This window comes from Kineococcus arenarius subsp. arenarius, from assembly GCF_050871845.1.
GTDB lineage: Bacteria > Actinomycetota > Actinomycetes > Actinomycetales > Kineococcaceae > Kineococcus.
On record NZ_JBJLSE010000091.1, the window covers coordinates 1 to 16,160 of the forward strand.

A 16,160-nucleotide genomic window follows, 5' to 3' on the forward strand; every position below is an offset into this window, starting at 1 on the left:
TCCTCCTCGCCGTCGGCGCCCCCCACCCCCTGGCGGGGTGCGGGGCGCCGTGCGTGTGGGGTGCGGGCTCAGCCCTCGGAGTCCTCGAAGACCTCCGTGCGGAAGTCCTGGCGCGGAAGTTCCGCGCGGACCTCGAAGGTGTGGGTGTCGGTGTACTGCCGGCCAGCGCCGTCGGTGACGGTCACCTCGGCGGTGTGCACGCCCTCGGCCAGGCCGGCGGGCAGGCGGTGCTGCCAGATGTGCGTGGCGCGGTCGGCGAGGTTGTTCCCCGGCTGCGCGGGGCCGGGGCCGTACTCGCTGCCGTCGTACAGCTCGAAGCCCTGCGCGTACTCGTTCCCCGAGGTGCTCTCGAAGCCGAAGCGGGCCACCTGCAGCTGGCGGGTGGCGGCGGCCGGGTCGGCGAAGCGGGCGCCGGTGTTGGGAGCCTCGCCCTCGGCCTGCTGGGTGCGGGTCGCCGGCTGCGGCGCGCCGCCGTCGATGGAGACGGACACCTCGGTGTCGGACGAGCCGTACCAGACGTTCGCGGTCAGGAACGTGTCCTGCGCCAGGTCGCCGGGCGTCACCAGGCCCGGGTCGCCCAGGTCGTTGACGTTCACCGGCGGCACGGCGTCCCACTCGCCGGCCTCGCGGCCCTCGGCGAAGGTCACGAGCTGCGTGAACCAGTCGCGCCAGCGCGGGGAGTTCAGCGACAGGGCCATCTGCTCCTGCACGTCCTCGCCGATGACGTGGAAGGTGTCGGTGAACTCGCTGCCGTCGACGTCGAGCGTCAGGAAACCGGGGCGGGCGCCGTCGCGCTGCAGCGCCATGGGACGACCCTCGACGCCCAGGTCGCCGGAGTACCAGTCGCCGCTGGGGGCGCCGGCGACGACGTGCGGGAACGGCAGTTCCGTGACGCCGACGGCCTCTTCCCACCCGGCGTAGCTGTCACCGGTGAGCATGCGCTCGGTGGAGTGGGTGTGCCCGGACACCGACAGCGCGGGACGGCCCTCGAGCAGTTCGTACAGCTTCAGCACGTCGGCGGTCTGGTGCTTCGTGGAGGTGGCGTCGGCGAAGGAGACCATCGGGATGTGGGTGGCCACGACGACCAGCTTCTCCTCGGGCACCTCGGCCAGGTCGGCCTCGAGCCAGTCCAGCTGCTCCTGGCCGAGGACGCCGGAGTAGCTGGGCGCACCCTCGGGGTCGGCGCAGTGCGGGCGGTCCCCGTTCGGGTCGTCCTGCGGCCCGCAGGGGTACTTCACGTTGTTCATCACGACGTAGTGGACGTCGGCCACGTCGTAGGAGTACGTGGTGGGGCCGAGCTCGCGCTTGTAGGTGTCGAAGGAGTGCGCGGGGTCGGTGGAGTCGAAGTCGATGTCGTGGTTGCCGGGCACGAAGCGCAGCGGCAGGCCGGAGGCACCCAGGACGTCCTTGATGCGCGGGTACAGCCCCAGGTCGTCGCCGGCGACGTCGCCGAGCATGAGCGCGCCGCACTCGGCCAGGCGCTGCTCCTCGCCCTGCTCCCGCTCGTCGCGCTGCAGGCCGACGAGGTCGGCCACGAGGCCGTCGCGGGCGAAACCCAGCTCGCGGCCGTTGTAGGTCTGCACGTCGGCGAGGACCGCGCAGCGGGCCTGGTCGTCCTGGGCCTGCTCGTCGCCGCGCACGATCGGGAAGTTCACCGCCGACGGCAGCGGGCCGGTGGGGGCCAGGCCGCCGAAGCGCAGTTCCGGGGAACCGGCGGGCAGGTGGTGGTAGTGGAACTGGGCGACGCCGTCCTCGTCGACGGGGACCTGCCAGCCGGACGGCTGGGTGACGAACGCGGTCATGCCGTCGAACGCGGGCAGCTCGTAGCGGCCCTGCTCGTCGGTGCGGACGACGTCGCGGCCGTTGGAGACGGCGACGCCGGCCACGCCCTCCTCGCCGTCGCTGCGGCCGTCGCGGTCGGAGTCTTCGAACACGGTGCCCCGCAGAGTGTTCCCGTCGCTGCGCAGGGTCTGGGCGGCACCTGCGTCGCGGACGACCTCGACGGAACCCACGTACCGCTCGGGGGCGGCGGGTGCGGGCTGCACGGGGGCGGCCGAGGAGGAGGTCTCCAGGGAGGCGGTGAGGGCGCTCGCGCCGACCAGCGCGACCGCGGCGGCGGCCAGGGTGCGGCGCCGGCGGAACGGGGTCCGGGGCAGGGGGGAGGTGGTGCTCATGGCGGTGGGGTGGCCTTTCGTCGGCTCTCGTCGACACCCGGCGCTCCGTGCGCGTCCGGGGGCACACCCCACCCTGTGCGAACTCTGTGACCTCCCGGTGACGCGTGACGGAAGGTCAGGGGAACGTCACTGCTCGCTGGACCTCACTGCCCACCGAACACGGTGACCCGCTCCGCCGGCGCACCGCCGAACGACCACGGCTGCCCCGTGGCCTCCAGCACCGACCACCACAGGTCGCCGTGCGGGTCGACCTGGTTGCGCGCCGACACCGCCAGGCGGATCGGGATGTGCACGAACCGGCGGCGCCAGCGACCCACCACCATGTTCGTGCGCCCGGCCATCGCCGCGTGCGCGGCGGCGTGCGCCAGGCGGACGCAGTACACGCTGTCGTACGGGTTCGCCGGGACGGAGCGGATGACGTAGCTGGGGTCGATGTAGCGCAGGTTCAGCTCCACGCCGTTCGCGGCGAAGTCGTCCGCGACGGCCTGGCGCAGCAGCCGGCCCACGTCCTGCAGCTTCTTGTTCCCCGAGGCGTCGCGCTGGTCGTCGTCGTCGAAGAGCTCCTGCCCGGCGCCCTCGGCCGCCACCACCAGGGCGTGCCCCTGGCTGGCGACCTTGGCCCGCAGCAGCTCCAGGAACCCCCCGGGTCCTTCCAGCACGAACGGCACCTCGGGGATCAGGACGAAGTCGGCGTCGTTCTGCGCCAGGGCCGCGTAGCAGGCGATGAAACCCGAGTGGCGCCCCATGAGCTTGACGATGCTCACGCCGTTGGGTGCCGTGCGGGCCTCCACCTTCGCCGAGCGGATCGAGCGCGTGGCCTCGCTGAACGCGCTCTGGAACCCGAAGCTCTGGTCGATGAAGGGGATGTCGTTGTCGATGGTCTTGGGGATGCCGACCACCGCGATCTTCAGCCCGCGCTCGGCGACCTCCGCGCAGATCTTCTGCGCCCCGCGCAGGGTGCCGTCGCCGCCGATGACGAACAGCACCCCGATGCCCATGCGTTCCAGGCAGTCCACGACCTCCGCGGTGTCCTGCTGCCCGCGCGAGCTGCCCAGGATGGTGCCGCCCTCGGCGTCGATGCCCTCGACGGTGTCCGGGGTCAGGTCGACGACGTCGTGCCCGTAGCGCGGCACGAAGCCCTGGTAGCCGTTCTTGAACCCGTAGATGCGGCGCACGCCGTAGTGGTTCGTCAGCTCCGAGACGAGCCCGCGGATGACGTTGTTGATGCCGGGGCACAGCCCGCCGCAGGTCACGATGCCCACGCGGGTCTTGGAGGGGTCGAAGAAGATCTTCTTGCGCGGGCCGGTGGGCTCCAGGCTGGGCAGGTCGGTCAGCACGCCGAGGTCGTGCTGGCCTTCGACCCGCCGCGACACCTTGGACAGGGTGTCGTCGAACAGGACCCGGTCGGTCTCGTCGATGTAGTGGTGGGTCGTGCGGCGGGCCTGCAACCGCGGCGCCAGCGGGGAGTCGACGGTGCAGGGGCCGAGGGTCTCGACCGTGAAGTCGGGCACGGCGGCGTTGTCCATGAGCGTCGCTGGTCCTTCCAGGCTGCGGGGTCCTCGCGGTGCTGCCCGCCCATCATCGCGGTCACCGGCCGGGCGCGGCGCGGCGGGGTGCGGCGGGGTGCGGCGGGAGTCCCCGGTGATCGCCGAGCGGGCCGGGTCCCGGCGCCCTAGCGTCGGGGGCATGACCAACGACCTGTACACGGCCGTCGTCACCTCGTCGCCGGGCTCGGCCCGCTCCGACGACGGCGCCCTCGCCCTGGACGTCAGCGAGCCGACCAGCCTGGACGGCACCGGCAACGGCACCAACCCCGAGCAGCTCATGGCCGCCGCGCTCGGCAGCTGCCTGATGGAGTCCCTGCGCATCGCCACCTCCAGCACCGGCGGCAGCACCGAGGGCGCGCAGGTCGAGACCCGCGTGACCCTGGCCAAGGGCGACCCCGGCTACACCGCCCGCTACGCGCTGCGCGTGACGCTGCCCGACGCGGGCACCGACGCCTCCGCGGTGCTGGAGCAGGCGCTGGCGCTGTGCCCGTTCACCAAGACCGTGGACGCCTCGGTGCTGGACGTGCAGCTGGCCTGATCGCCGGCGGCGGGCCCGGAGCCCGCGCGGGCACCGGGCCCCCGGTCACGTCCGCCCGGTGACGGCGTTCACCGCGTCGGCGACGACCGCGTCGGAGACGGCCGACTGGTCGCCGAGCACCTCCAGACCGGTGACGTCACCGGCGTGGGCGCTGAGGAAGGCGCGCGCAGCGCCACCCAGGTCATCGGGTCCGGCCGTGAGCAGCATCGGCGCGTGCCAGCGCCCAGCACGCGTGGCGTCGGCCACGGCATCGGCGAAGTCGTCACCGCGGACCAGGGTGACGTTTCGGGGTGTCCAGCCGAACTCCTGCGCAGCGAAGTCGAACATCGCCACCGACGTCGCCTGCCGATCGGCGCCGGCGACGCGGCGCACGGTCAGCCCCATGGCCTCCAACTGCGCCACGACCTGCTCGGAGACCGCCTGAGGGCCACCCACCACGACCACCTGGGTGATGCCCCTGTCGCGGTTGGTCGAGAAGATGTCCTCGACCGTGCCCGAGAGCGTCGTCGGATCGCTCAGCAGCAGCGGCAACCGCTCCTCGGAGGCGACCGGGCCAGCGCTGATGGCGTCGGCGTAGCTGGTGCCGCTGACGAGGAGAGCGGTCCGCTGCCCGTCCACCGACGCCGGTACGTCAGCTTCCCCGTCGTAGGCGGTGCGGTAGACGGCCGCGTTGGTCTCGTAGCGGTCCGCACCGCCCATCCGCATGACGAACGACGTTTCTTGTGCGGCGGCTACCCGGTCGGCGACCGCGTCCCCGACCACGTCGGCGGCCCCCACGATGAAGCCGTGGATGTAGTGGGAGGCGTCCACGACGGCGGCACTGTCAGCCGGCAGTCGATCGCGCTCGGTCAGCAGCAGGGAGGCTGGGCCCCCGTACCGCGCTCCGGTGAGGTTCACCGCGGACAGCGCGTCGGGGAAGGCATCACCACGCGCTACGACGACGTCGGTCCTGAGGTAGGGCCCCGTGGGAAAGGTGGCGCGGGCGATGGCCGCTGCCGTGGCGTACCGATCCGCACCGGCCAGTCGGGTGACGGTCACCGCAGCCGGCGCGATCGCTGTCGGCGCAGCGACAGCGGGTGAGGCCGCCCCCACAACCACACTCATCAGCAGCGCACCAGTACCCGCCACGACCTTCAACGACCGACCCCCGCTCACGCACATCGCCGTGGTCCCACCGCTCCCCCGGCCGAGAACCTTCGTGCCCACCTGACCAGCATCGCCCATCGGTCACCGATTGACCACGAAGAGCAATGCCTGGTGCGCGTGGTCCTCGGGCCACGTCCTGGGCCTGCACGCGGCGCTTGGCCACGCCTCGCCGATCAGTCGGTCGACCGACGTCCCCGGGCAGTGCACCTAGCCCTCGCGCGGCTGCTCCGGTGCGCGGTCGTGGTCGGCCAGGCGCGCCAGCATGGCGTTGTACTGCGCCAGCTCGCGGCCGCCGTCGCGCTCGGCCGCGCGGTCGCGGCGGCGGTTCTCCCGGGTGTCGGAGCGCGACCACGCCACCGCGACGCCCAGCACGAGCACGAGGGTGGGGACCTCGCCGATGCCCCAGGCGATGTCCCCGCCCTTGCGCTGGTCGGCCAGCAGGTCGGTGCCCGGGGCGACCTGGCTGAACCAGTCGGCCGCCAGCAGCTGGGTGCCCTGCATGAGGGCCACGCCGAAGAAGGCGTGGAAACCCATCGTCGCCAGCAGCAGGATGAGCCGCAGCGCGTGCGCCGGGCGGTGCGGGCCGGGGTCCACGCCGATGAGCACCGAGGAGAACAGGTACCCGGTGCCCAGGAAGTGCACCATCATCAGCTCGTGCCCGACGTGGGTGCGCAGCGCCAGCTCGAACAGCGGCGAGTAGTAGAAGACGATCAGCGAGCCGGCGAAGAGCGCGGCCGCCACCAGCGGGTGCCCCACCAGGGCCAGGTACCGCGAGTGCACGACCTCCATCAGCCACTCGCGCGCGCCGCGGGAGCCGTCGCGCCGCGCGGGCAGCACGCGCATCGCCAGCGTCACCGGAGCCCCCAGGACGAGCAGCGGCGGCACCGCCATCGTCAGCAGCATGTGCTGGAGCATGTGGGCGCTGAAGGACAGGCGGCCGTAGGCGGCCGGCCCGCCGCTGGTCACGAACAGCAGCGCCAGGCAGCCCAGGACCCACCACGCGGTGCGCCCGGCGGGCCAGCAGTCGCCGCGGCGGCGCAGCGCCCGCACGCCGAGGAGGTACCCGACGAGCAGTCCGCCCCCGATCAGCAGCCACAGCAGGTCCGGGGAGGTCTCGGTGAACCAGCGGGCCGCCGTCAGCGGCGGGGGCGCGGTCTCCCCCAGCAGGTCGCTGACGGGGTCGGCGCCGGGGACGTCCTCGGGCACGGGGGTGGGGGTGCGGCTGAGGGCCACGCCCAGCCCGGTGGCGGCGGCCATCAGGACGAGCTCGCCGGCGGCCACGCGCCAGAAGGCGCGCGGGGAGGTGGCCAGCAGCGGCAGGGTGCGGCGGCGGTGCCAGGCCCCCAACGCGCCGAGCAGCACGAGGGCGGCGGTCTTGGCGACGACGAGGGCGCCGTAGGCGGTGCCCAGGCCGGACCAGCCGCCCAGGCGCACCGCGGCGTTGACGACGCCGGACAGGGCCACGCCCGCGAAGCACCACAGCGCGAGCGCGGAGTAGCGGGCCGCCACGGCGGGCAGGTCCACGGCCCGCTCCCCCGCCGCGGCGCGCCGGCCGGTCAGCGGCAGGGCGATCAGCAGCGCGGCCAGGCCGCCGACCCAGACGGTGACGCCCACCAGGTGCAGGCCCAGCGAGCTGACGGCCGTCTGGTGGGAGGCGGAGCCGGAGGCGTGCCCGGACAGCGACAGGGGCACGAGGGCGACGACGGACAGCACCGCCCCCCAGGCGGCCCCGGCCGGACGGGTCGCCGCCGCCCCGACGGTGGCGACGACGGCGGCCAGGACGGTCGTGACGAGCAGCGCGCGCCCCAGGTCGATCTCCTGGGCGAACTGGGCGAACTGGGCGCCGAAGCCGGCGGCGCCGGGAGCCGCGCCGATGACGTCCATGGCGGTCAGCACGAGCACGGCCAGCGCCGAGACGGTCCAGGCGCCGGCGCCCACGCCCGCGGCGCGCACGACGCGCGACCAGGCGGCCGACGGGTGCGGCAGCACGAGCGCGGCCACGACGAAGCCGCCCACGGCCAGGGACGCCGACAGGTCGTGCACGGTGCGGGCCAGCGGCAGCCCGTAGCGCACGAGGGCACCGGGGTCGCCCAGCACGGAGGGGGTCAGCCCGCCGCCGGTGGACAGGGCCAGCAGCAGCGCGGCGCAGGCGGCGGCGAGGCAGGCGAGGGTGGTGAGCACCGTCCCGGTGGCCCCGGGGGTGCCGGCTGCCGCCGGGGAACCGCCGGGCCGGGCCGGGGGGCGCGTCTGGCGGGCGGGTCGGCGGGTCTCAGCCACGCCCTCCAGGGTAGGTCGCGGTCGGGGCGCTGCCGGTCGTGGGCGGTCCGGGCCCGGCGGGCGCGCTCAGCAGGCGCGCGCGGTGCGCACGGGGGCCAGGTGGGTGACCACGTCGAACCAGACGACCTTGCCGAAGGGGTGCACCTCGACGCCGTGGGAGTCGGCGAGCGCCTCGAGCAGGGCCATGCCGCGCCCGTCGAGGGCGTCGGGGTCGGGCTCGCGGCGCAGGGGCAGGCGGGTGTTCTCGTCGCCGACGCCGACGCGGACGCGCGAGCCGTGGCGGCCCACGCGCAGGACGACGTCGCTGCGGCCGTGGATGACGGCGTTGGTGACGACCTCGGCCGTCAGGAGCAGGAGGGTGTCGACGACGTCGCCCACGAGGCCCTGCTGGATGCACCAGTCGGCCACCACGTGGCGGGCGGCTCGCGAGGAGGCCGGTTCCGGGGCCAGCGTGGTCTCGCAGGACCAGTCCGGGGACGGCACGGAGCGGGCCTCCCGGCGCTCGGGTTCACCGGGGAACGGGGCTCGCGCCCGCTCGAACGGCTCGGGGCGGCGGTGCCCCTCCGCTCGTGCGGACCGCGCGGTCCACCCGTCTGCCCTGTGCAGCATGCTGCGCTCCCCCGTGCGTGCCCGCGGCTGGTAACTTCGTCCTCAGTGGTTGCGTGCAGCAGTCAACGATCCCCGCCGGGCCGCGACCCCGAGGTGTAGTTCGCCCCGGAGCCCCGACTCGTTACACCACGACGGCCCCCACCACCGCGCGACGCACCGGGCACGCGCCCGGCAACCGCCCGGCAGCAGCCCGACCGCCGCACCAGCCCACCACGGCCCCGCCCGTCCCGCACCACGGCGCGCGGCGCGCAGCACCCCGAGGGAGGACCCCTGAGCACCACCCACCACGACACCGCCGCGGACACCGGCGCGGCGGCAGCCGGCCCGCCGGCGGCGAGCGGCAGCGCCCTGCTGCCCGCCCTGTCGGACGAGGTCACCCGCACCCTGCGGGCCCTGCACGCCCTCAAGGCCCAGATCGCCCGCGCCGACACCGGCGCCGACCGCGCCATGCACACCGTGCTGCTCGTCGTCGCCGACCACGGCGCCCAGCGCGTGGGCGCGCTGGCCGAGCGCATCGGCACCGACCCCTCCACGGTCAGCCGGCAGACCGCCGAGCTCGTCCGCCGCGGGCTGCTGCGGCGCCGGCCCGACCCCGAGGACGGGCGCGCCTGCCGGGTGGAGGTCACCCCCGCCGGGCAGGACGTCGTCGCCGCCACGCTGCGACGTCGGCGGGAGCGGCTGGCGCGCGCCGTGGACGACTGGGACGACGACGACCTGGGGGCCTTCGTCGCCCTGCTGGCGCGCTTCACCGACGGCCTGGAGCGGGCGCGCGGCGAGGCGCCCGCCCCGCACCCCCGCACCCCCGCCCACCCCCCCTCGCGCACCGACCAGGAGACCGCATGAGCAGCACGACGGCCGGCGCCCAGCCGGCCGGCCCCGCCGACGCCCCCCAGCTCAGCCACCGGCAGATCATGGCGATCCTGTCCGGCCTGCTGCTGGGCATGTTCCTCGGCGCGCTGGACCAGACGATCGTCGCCACGGCGATCCGCACGATCGCCGACGACCTGGACGGGTTCTCCCTGCAGGCGTGGGCGACCACCGCGTTCCTCATCACCTCGACGATCTCCACGCCGCTGTACGGCAAGCTCTCGGACATGTACGGCCGCCGGCCGTTCTTCATCGCCGCGATCGCGATCTTCGTCGTGGGCTCCGCGCTGTGCGGGATCTCCACCTCGATGTACGAGCTGGCGGCCTGGCGCGCCCTGCAGGGCCTGGGCGCCGGCGGCCTGATGTCCCTGGCGCTGACGATCATCGCCGACGTCGTCCCGGCGCGGGAGCGGGCCAAGTACCAGGCCTGGTTCATGGCCGTGTTCGGCACCTCCAGCGTCCTGGGCCCCGTGGCGGGCGGGTTCTTCTCCGGCCAGGAGTCCATCCTCGGCCTGGCCGGCTGGCGCTGGATCTTCTGGATCAACGTGCCGCTGGGCGCTCTCGCGATGCTCGTCGTCGTGCGCAACCTCAAGCTGCCCAGGCGCACCACGCACCACCGCATCGACTGGCCCGGCGCGCTGACGCTCGTGCTGTGCCTGGTGCCGCTGCTGATCGTCGCCGAGCAGGGCCGCAGCTGGGGCTGGGGCTCTGGCTGGGCGCTGGTCTGCTACGCCCTCGGCGCCGTCGGCCTGGTCTCGTTCGTGCTGGCCGAGCGCGCCTACGGCGAGGAGGCGCTGCTGCCGCTGCGCATGTTCAGCGGCCGCACGTTCGTCGTCGGCAGCCTGGCCAGCTTCGTCCTCGGCATGGGCATGTTCGGCGCGATGGCCGTCCTGCCGCAGTACCTGCAGGTGGTCAAGGGCTCCTCCCCGACCGTCGGCGGCCTGCAGATGCTGCCGCTGGTGCTCGGCATCATGTCCGCCAGCGCGTTCGCGGGGCAGTTCATCGCCCGCACCGGCCGCTACAAGCCGCTGCCCGTCGTCGGCACCGCCCTGATGGTCCTGGCCCTGTTCCTGTTCAGCCGCGTCACCGCGGACACCCCCGTGTGGCAGACGATGATCGCCATGCTGGTCATGGGCTGGGGCCTGGGCGGCAACATGCAGCCGATCATCCTGGCCGTGCAGAACGCCGCCGGCCCGCGCGAGATCGGCGTGGCCACCTCCTCGGTGACGTTCTTCCGCCAGATGGGCGGCACCCTGGGCACCGCGGTGTTCCTGTCCATCCTGTTCTCCACCCTCGGCGGCAACGTCTCCTCGGCGTACCGCTCCGCGGCGGGCGACCCGGCGTTCACCAGCGGCCTGCAGCAGGCCGGCCTGGACCAGCAGGGCCTGCAGGGCGTGCTGGCCCGTGCGCAGGACGACACCTCGGTGCTCTCCACGCTGCCCGACGCGGTCGCCCACCCGTTCCGGGTCGGCTTCACCGACTCCACGAGCCTGATCTACCTGGTGGCGGCCCTCGTCATGGTGGCCGGGTTCGTGACGGTGCTGTTCCTGCCCGCGCTGCCGCTGCGCGGCGGCGGGCGCGGGCCGGGCGGCGGGGCCCCGGCGGCCGGTGCCGCCGACGCCCCCGCCGCCCCGGTGCAGGCCGCCGCCGGCGCGGTCCACCCAGCGCAGGTGCGCGACCACCCCGGGCAGCTGACCGGCGCGCCCACCGGCGCGCCCGCGGCCGGCGAGCTGGCCGAGCGCGTGCGCAGCACGGTGCAGGAGGCCAAGGCCGCGCAGCGCGCCGTGGAGGAGCTGGCCGCCGAGACCACCCGCCGGGAGGCGGCGCTGGACGCGGCGGTGGAGCGGCTGCGCGACCTCGGCCTGGACGAGGCGTCCATCGAGGCGGCCCTCGGCGAGGACGCGGCCGCCCCGCGCGGCCGGCACGCCGGCCCCGTGGCGCCCGCGGCGGACGACGGCGCCGACGGGGGGTCCGCGCAGCCGGACCGGCTGGGCGCGCGCAGCTGAACGACCCGCCCGTCGGCCCCGGAGCGCGCCCGCGCCCCGGGGCCGACGGGCGTCGCGGGCCCGCCGCTGCCAGCATGGTGGCCGGTCCGGCGGGAGGAGCACGGGTGCCCGAGTGGGTGCGGGACGCGATCTGGTGGCACGTCTACCCGCTGGGGGCGACCGGGGCCTTCCCCGACGCCGGCCCGGCGGACGCCTCGCGGTTGCTGCGGCTGCTGCCGTGGCTGGACCACGTGCGCGAGCTGGGCACCAACGGCCTGCTCCTCGGGCCCGTCTTCGCCTCCAGCACGCACGGCTACGACACCGTCGACCACTTCCGCGTCGACCCGCGCCTGGGCACGGAGGACGACTTCGACCGCCTCGTCGCCGCGTGCCGCGAGCGCGGCCTGCGCCTGCTGCTGGACGGGGTGTTCAACCACGTCGGCCGCGAGCACCCCGCCTTCCAGCGCGTCCTGCGCGAGGGTGCCGCGGCCCCCACCGCCGGCTGGTTCCGGCTGCGCTGGCCGCACGGCGACGGCCCCGCGGCGGTGCCCGTCCACGACGACTTCGAGGGCCACGGCGACCTCGTCGCCCTGGAGCACGCGAACCCCGAGGTCGCCGACCTCGTCGTGGACGTCATGACGCACTGGCTGGCCCGCGGCGCGGACGGCTGGCGCCTGGACGCCGCCTACGCGGTGCCGCCGCAGCGCTGGGCGCCGGTGCTGGAACGGGTGCGCGAGCGCTTCCCCGGCGCCTACGTCGTCGGCGAGGTCATCCACGGCGACTACGCGGGCACCGTCGCCACCTCCGGGATGGACTCCGTCACGCAGTACGAGCTGTGGAAGGCCGTCTGGAGCTCGCTGAACGAGGCGAACCTGCACGAGCTGGCGTGGACGCTGAGCCGCCACGACGGCTTCCTGGAGACGTTCGCGCCGTTCACGTTCGTCGGCAACCACGACGTCACCCGCATCGCCAGCCGCCTGGACGACGAGCGCCACCTGGCGCACGCGCTGGCGGTGCTGATGACGGTGGGCGGCACCCCGGCCGTGTACGCCGGCGACGAGCACGCCTTCCGCGGAGTGAAGGAGGAGCGCGCCGGCGGCGACGACGCGGTGCGCCCGCCGCTGCCGCCCACCCCGGCGGACCTGTCCCCGCTGGGGCTGCCCACCTTCCACCTGCACCAGGAGCTCATCGGCCTGCGCCGCCGGCACCGCTGGCTGCACGACGCGCGCACCGCGGTGCTGCACGTGGAGAACGAGCGCCTGGTGTACGAGTCGCGCGCCGCGCACGGCGACGGCCGCCTGCTGGTGGCGCTGGACGTGTCCGGCACCGGCGGGGAGGTGCCCGCCCCGGGGGCGGGCGCGGTCCTGGCCGGCGCCGGGCAGGTGCGCGGCGCGGCGGGTGGGCAGCGGGTGCTGCTGGCCCCGCACGGCTGGGCGGTGCTGGCCGGCTGAGCCGGCCGGGCCGACCGGGCGTGCCGGGCGGGTCGGTCGACCGGGGCGGCCGGTTCAGCCCTGCGCGGGGTGCACGCGGTCCAGCCACGCGAACGCCTCGCGCTGCATGGCCGCGTCGAAGCGGTGCCCGGTCTCGTGCAGGGAGCCGGTGAACGCGCCCGGTGCACCGGCGGCGGCGTAGCGGGCGGCGATGCGCTCCACCGCGCGGCGCACCCCGGCCTCGGGGAACAGCGGGTCGCGCAGGCCGGACTGCACCAGCAGCGGCAGCGGGGCGCGGGCGGCCACCACGTCCGGCCAGTCCCCCACCCGCCCCAGCCCCGGCGTCATCAGCGCCCACGTGTGCCGGTGCAGGTGCTGCGGGAGCGCCTGGCGCAACGCGGTGGTCATGCAGGTGACGACGACCGCGGCGGCCGGGGCACCCAGCGCCGCCGCCACCGCCGCGCGCGCCCCGCCGCCGGAGAGCCCCAGCAGCGCCACGCCGCCGGGCGCGGTGCCCGGGTGCCCGACGAGCACCCGCGCCGCCAGCAGGTCCTCGCGGGCCAGCAGCCCGGCCCACGAGGTGCCCAGCACCCCCAGCGCCTTGGCCACGGCGTCCTCGGCGGGGCCGGCGTGGACGTCGTAGGCGACGGCCTCGTCGTCGACGTCCTCCCCGGCGGCGCGGCGGGCGGCCAGCTCCAGCTGCGCGGGGCGCTCGGCGCGCTCGGGCATCGCCGCCACCGGCAGCCGCCGGCTGCCCCAGCCGAAGCCGTCGTGCACCAGCACCGCCCGCCCGGTGCGGGCCAGGTCCTCGGCGAACGGGCGCCCGTCGTACAGCTCCTCGCGCACCGCCCGCAGCCGCGGGTGCACCGGGCGCCCGTCGGCGCCGTCCGCGAGCTTGTCCAGGCCGAAGCGCTTCAGGCCCCCGTGGCAGTGCAGGGCCAGGGCGCCGGGCAGGAGCCCGCGCTCGCCGGCCGGACGCAGCAGGCGCCCGGCCACGCGGGGGCCGAAACCGGCGTCCCAGCTCAGCTCGGTGCCCGCCAGCCCGTCGCGCGTCCAGGTGCCCTCCACCCGCACGTCCGGCTCGGGGACGTCGCCGGGCAGCCCGACCGCGCAGCGCAGCCGCCGGGAGACCTCCTCGCCGGTGGGCTCGTCGTCGCCGAACAGGGGCCAGGAACCCTCCAGCAGCTCGACGAGGCCGTCGAAGGCGCCCAGGCGCCCCGTGGCGGCGGCCCCGGCCGCACCGGCGTCCCGCCCCGTCGTGGTGTCGAACCGCACCGCGGACCCCCTCGTCCTCGCGACCGCCGCTGCCCGGCGGGAAACCCGTCCCGGCACCGTACCCACAGCGCGGACCCGCGCGGAACTCCCGCGGGTAACCGGTTTCCAGTAGTCTCCGGCCATGCCACCCGACGATGACGTCACCCGGTTCCGCAACCCCGTCCTCGACGCGGACTGGCCGGACCCGGACGCCGTCGTGGGCCCCTTCACCCTGGAGGTCACGCCGTGAGCACCGACAGCCCCCCCGTCCCCGCGCTCGCCGCACCGGCCCCGCGGCCGGGGCCGGTCCCGCAGCCGGCGCTCACGGTGGCCGGGACCGTGGTGGCCGCGCTCGACGACGGATCCGCCATGCCGGCGGTGGACTCCCCCCGCCCCCACCTGCACCCGGTGCGCACCCTCGGCGGCACCGAGGTGACCGGCACCGCCCCCGCCGACCACCGCCACCACCGCGGCGTGGGGATCGCCGTGCCCGACGTGGACGGCACCAGCCACTGGGGCGGGCGCACGTACGTGCGCGGGAAGGGTTCCACCCTGCTCGACGACCACGGAGCGCAGCACGTCGTCGAGCAGGACGGCGACGGCGCCGGCGCGCTGCGGCAGATCGTCTCCTGGCGCGACCGCGCCGGGGACGAGCAGTTCCGCGAGGAACGGCGGCTGCGGGCGGTCGCCGCCCCCGGGGGCTGGCGCCTGGACTGGAGCTCCGTGCTGCACGCCCGGCACCCGCTCACCATCGGCAGCCCCGCCACGAACGGGCGCCCCGGCGCGTTCTACGGCGGGTGGTTCTGGCGCACGCCGTTCACCGGCGCCGGCACCCTGACCGCCTGCGGCGCCGGCACCGGGCACGCCCACGGGTCCCGCTCGCCGTGGCTGGCGGTCAGCGCGCCCGGTGCGTGGCTGCTGGCCGTGCAGCACGACGAGGTGCTGCCGTGGTTCGTGCGCACCGAGGAGTACACGGGTTTCGGCCCCGCCCTGGCGTTCGACGCGCGCCGCGAGGTGTCCCTCGACGAGCCCCTGCGGATCCGGCTGAGCGTCCTGGTCGCCGACGGGACCGTCCCCGCACCGGGGACCGTGCGCGCGGCCGCGCTCGGCCTGCTGGTCACGGGGGTGGACGCGTGAGCGGCACGACACCGCCCCCGCCACGGGTCGCCGTGGTCGGCGTCAACGGCCACGGCCGCAGCCACCTGCAGCACGTCCTGGACGCCCACGCGGCGGGACGGCTGCGGCTGGCCGCCGTCGCCGACCCGCGCCTGGACGACCTGCCGGAACTGCCGGCCGGCACGCGACGGCACCCCGACCTCGGCGACCTGCTGGCCGAGGGCGTCCCGGAAGCGGTCGTGCTGAGCACCCCCATCCACACGCACGCCGCGCTCGCCACGGCCGCGGTGCGCGCCGGCGCGGACGTGCTGCTGGAGAAACCCCCCACCGCGACCGCGGCGGAGTTCACCGAGCTGAGCGCCACCGTCGAGGCGGCCGGCCGACTGTGCCAGGTGGGTTTCCAGAGCCTGGGCTCGGCCGCCGTGGACCACGTGCGCCGCCGCGTCGCCGACGGCCGCGTCGGCGAGGTCACCGGCTACTCGGCGGCCGGCTGCTGGGTCCGCACCCGCGCCTACTACCAGCGCGCCCGCTGGGCCGGGCACCGCCACCTCGACGGGCGCGTCGTCGCCGACGGGGCCCTGACCAACCCGCTGGCGCACGCGGTGGCCACCGCGCTGGCCGTGGCCGGCGCCCAGCGCGCCGAGGACGTCACGGCCGTGGAGACCGACCTGTTCCACGTCCACGACATCGAGGCCGACGACACCTCCGCGGCCCGCGTCCACCTGGCGGGCGGGCGGGACCTCCTCGTGGCGGTGACGCTGTGCGCCGCCGAGCGCGGTGAGCCCTTCGTGGTGGTGGAGGGCACCGCCGGCCGGATCACCCTGTACTACACGCTCGACACGGTGGTGGAGGAGGTGCCGGGCCACCCGCCGCTGGTGACCCGGCACGAGCGCACCCACCTGCTGACGGACCTGCTGGCGGCCCGGGCGCAGGGGACGCCGCTGCGCTCGCCGCTGGCCGACTCGGGCGGTTTCACGCGCGTGCTGGAGGCGGTCGTCACCGGCCCGGCGCCGCGACCGGTGGCCGAGGGCTTCTTCGAGCGCCTGGAACTGCCCGGCGGCGACGAGGGCCGCCGGCTGACCGGGGTGGAGCAGGCGGTGGCGGCCGCCCTGCGCGAGCGGGCCACGTTCAGCGAGCTCGGGCTGCCCTGGACGAGGTGAGCGCCGCTCACGAGCCCGGACGCGCGCAGCGCCGCACCCCTTCGGCAGGGGTGCGGC

At 75.7% G+C, this 16,160-nt stretch carries 12 protein-coding genes; 6 read left to right on the forward strand and 6 right to left on the reverse strand.

Annotated elements, in window-relative coordinates; all coding sequences use genetic code 11:
* Positions 1–68: 68 nt before the first annotated feature.
* Positions 69–2,174, reverse strand: a complete 2,106-nt coding sequence (locus ACRYM0_RS16900; RefSeq protein ID WP_432506973.1) for a calcineurin-like phosphoesterase C-terminal domain-containing protein — start codon at positions 2,172–2,174, stop codon at positions 69–71.
* 143 nt (positions 2,175–2,317) lie between these two features.
* On the reverse strand, positions 2,318–3,700 hold the full coding sequence (locus ACRYM0_RS16905; protein WP_432506974.1) for an ATP-dependent 6-phosphofructokinase: 1,383 nt from the start codon (positions 3,698–3,700) through the stop codon (positions 2,318–2,320).
* A 160-nt stretch (positions 3,701–3,860) separates the two neighbouring features.
* Between ACRYM0_RS16905 and ACRYM0_RS16910 the strand changes: the two genes are divergently transcribed.
* The gene (locus ACRYM0_RS16910; protein ID WP_432506975.1) at positions 3,861–4,259 is read left to right on the forward strand and encodes an OsmC family protein; all 399 of its coding nucleotides are present in this window, start codon (positions 3,861–3,863) and stop codon (positions 4,257–4,259) included.
* A 45-nt stretch (positions 4,260–4,304) separates the two neighbouring features.
* Here the strand turns inward: ACRYM0_RS16910 and ACRYM0_RS16915 are convergent, their stop codons facing one another.
* The 3 genes from ACRYM0_RS16915 to ACRYM0_RS16925 all read right to left on the reverse strand — a co-directional run bounded on the left by ACRYM0_RS16915 (position 4,305) and on the right by ACRYM0_RS16925 (position 8,291).
* A complete protein-coding gene (locus ACRYM0_RS16915; RefSeq protein ID WP_432506976.1) occupies positions 4,305–5,297 on the reverse strand; it encodes a cell wall-binding repeat-containing protein in 993 nt (330 codons plus the stop codon).
* A gap of 315 nt (positions 5,298–5,612) precedes the next feature.
* Positions 5,613–7,682, reverse strand: a complete 2,070-nt coding sequence (locus tag ACRYM0_RS16920) for a cytochrome c oxidase assembly protein (RefSeq protein ID WP_432506977.1) — start codon at positions 7,680–7,682, stop codon at positions 5,613–5,615.
* A 66-nt stretch (positions 7,683–7,748) separates the two neighbouring features.
* Positions 7,749–8,291: an ATP-binding protein gene (locus ACRYM0_RS16925; protein ID WP_432506978.1), complete on the reverse strand. Its 543-nt coding sequence runs from the start codon at positions 8,289–8,291 to the stop codon at positions 7,749–7,751.
* 447 nt (positions 8,292–8,738) lie between these two features.
* Here ACRYM0_RS16925 and ACRYM0_RS16930 point away from each other — a divergent pair, with 447 nt between their 5' ends.
* The 3 genes from ACRYM0_RS16930 (at position 8,739) to ACRYM0_RS16940 (ending at position 12,594) form a co-directional block, all read left to right on the forward strand.
* Positions 8,739–9,134, forward strand: coding sequence for a MarR family winged helix-turn-helix transcriptional regulator (locus tag ACRYM0_RS16930; protein WP_432506979.1), 396 nt, complete (start codon positions 8,739–8,741; stop codon positions 9,132–9,134).
* Positions 9,131–11,164 (forward strand): MDR family MFS transporter, encoded by a 2,034-nt coding sequence (locus ACRYM0_RS16935; protein WP_432506980.1) that lies wholly within the window; start codon positions 9,131–9,133, stop codon positions 11,162–11,164. Before ACRYM0_RS16930 ends, ACRYM0_RS16935 begins: the two co-directional genes overlap by 4 nt.
* 104 nt (positions 11,165–11,268) lie before the next feature.
* Complete coding sequence (locus ACRYM0_RS16940; RefSeq protein ID WP_432506981.1) at positions 11,269–12,594, forward strand: alpha-amylase family protein; 1,326 nt, start codon at positions 11,269–11,271, stop codon at positions 12,592–12,594.
* Between the two features lie 54 nt (positions 12,595–12,648).
* Here the strand turns inward: ACRYM0_RS16940 and ACRYM0_RS16945 are convergent, their stop codons facing one another.
* On the reverse strand, positions 12,649–13,848 hold the full coding sequence (locus ACRYM0_RS16945) for an acetylesterase (RefSeq protein ID WP_432506982.1): 1,200 nt from the start codon (positions 13,846–13,848) through the stop codon (positions 12,649–12,651).
* A gap of 225 nt (positions 13,849–14,073) precedes the next feature.
* Here ACRYM0_RS16945 and ACRYM0_RS16950 point away from each other — a divergent pair, with 225 nt between their 5' ends.
* Together ACRYM0_RS16950 and ACRYM0_RS16955 are read left to right on the forward strand one after the other, a co-directional pair.
* Positions 14,074–14,964 (forward strand): DUF6807 domain-containing protein, encoded by an 891-nt coding sequence (locus ACRYM0_RS16950; RefSeq protein ID WP_432506983.1) that lies wholly within the window; start codon positions 14,074–14,076, stop codon positions 14,962–14,964.
* Positions 14,961–16,103, forward strand: a complete 1,143-nt coding sequence (locus tag ACRYM0_RS16955) for a Gfo/Idh/MocA family protein (protein WP_432506984.1) — start codon at positions 14,961–14,963, stop codon at positions 16,101–16,103. The genes ACRYM0_RS16950 and ACRYM0_RS16955 overlap by 4 nt, the downstream gene beginning before the upstream one ends.
* Positions 16,104–16,160: the final 57 nt, after the last annotated feature.

Excerpts from the sequence above, each read along its gene's own strand:
- ACRYM0_RS16900 (WP_432506973.1), bottom strand. The coding sequence starts at position 2,174 with ATGAGCACCACCTCCCCCCTGCCCCGGACCCCGTTCCGCCGGCGCCGC.
- ACRYM0_RS16905 (WP_432506974.1), bottom strand. The coding sequence starts at position 3,700 with ATGGACAACGCCGCCGTGCCCGACTTCACGGTCGAGACCCTCGGCCCC.
- ACRYM0_RS16910 (WP_432506975.1), top strand. The coding sequence starts at position 3,861 with ATGACCAACGACCTGTACACGGCCGTCGTCACCTCGTCGCCGGGCTCG.
- ACRYM0_RS16925 (WP_432506978.1), bottom strand. The coding sequence starts at position 8,291 with ATGCTGCACAGGGCAGACGGGTGGACCGCGCGGTCCGCACGAGCGGAG.
- ACRYM0_RS16930 (WP_432506979.1), top strand. The coding sequence starts at position 8,739 with ATGCACACCGTGCTGCTCGTCGTCGCCGACCACGGCGCCCAGCGCGTG.
- ACRYM0_RS16935 (WP_432506980.1), top strand. The coding sequence starts at position 9,131 with ATGAGCAGCACGACGGCCGGCGCCCAGCCGGCCGGCCCCGCCGACGCC.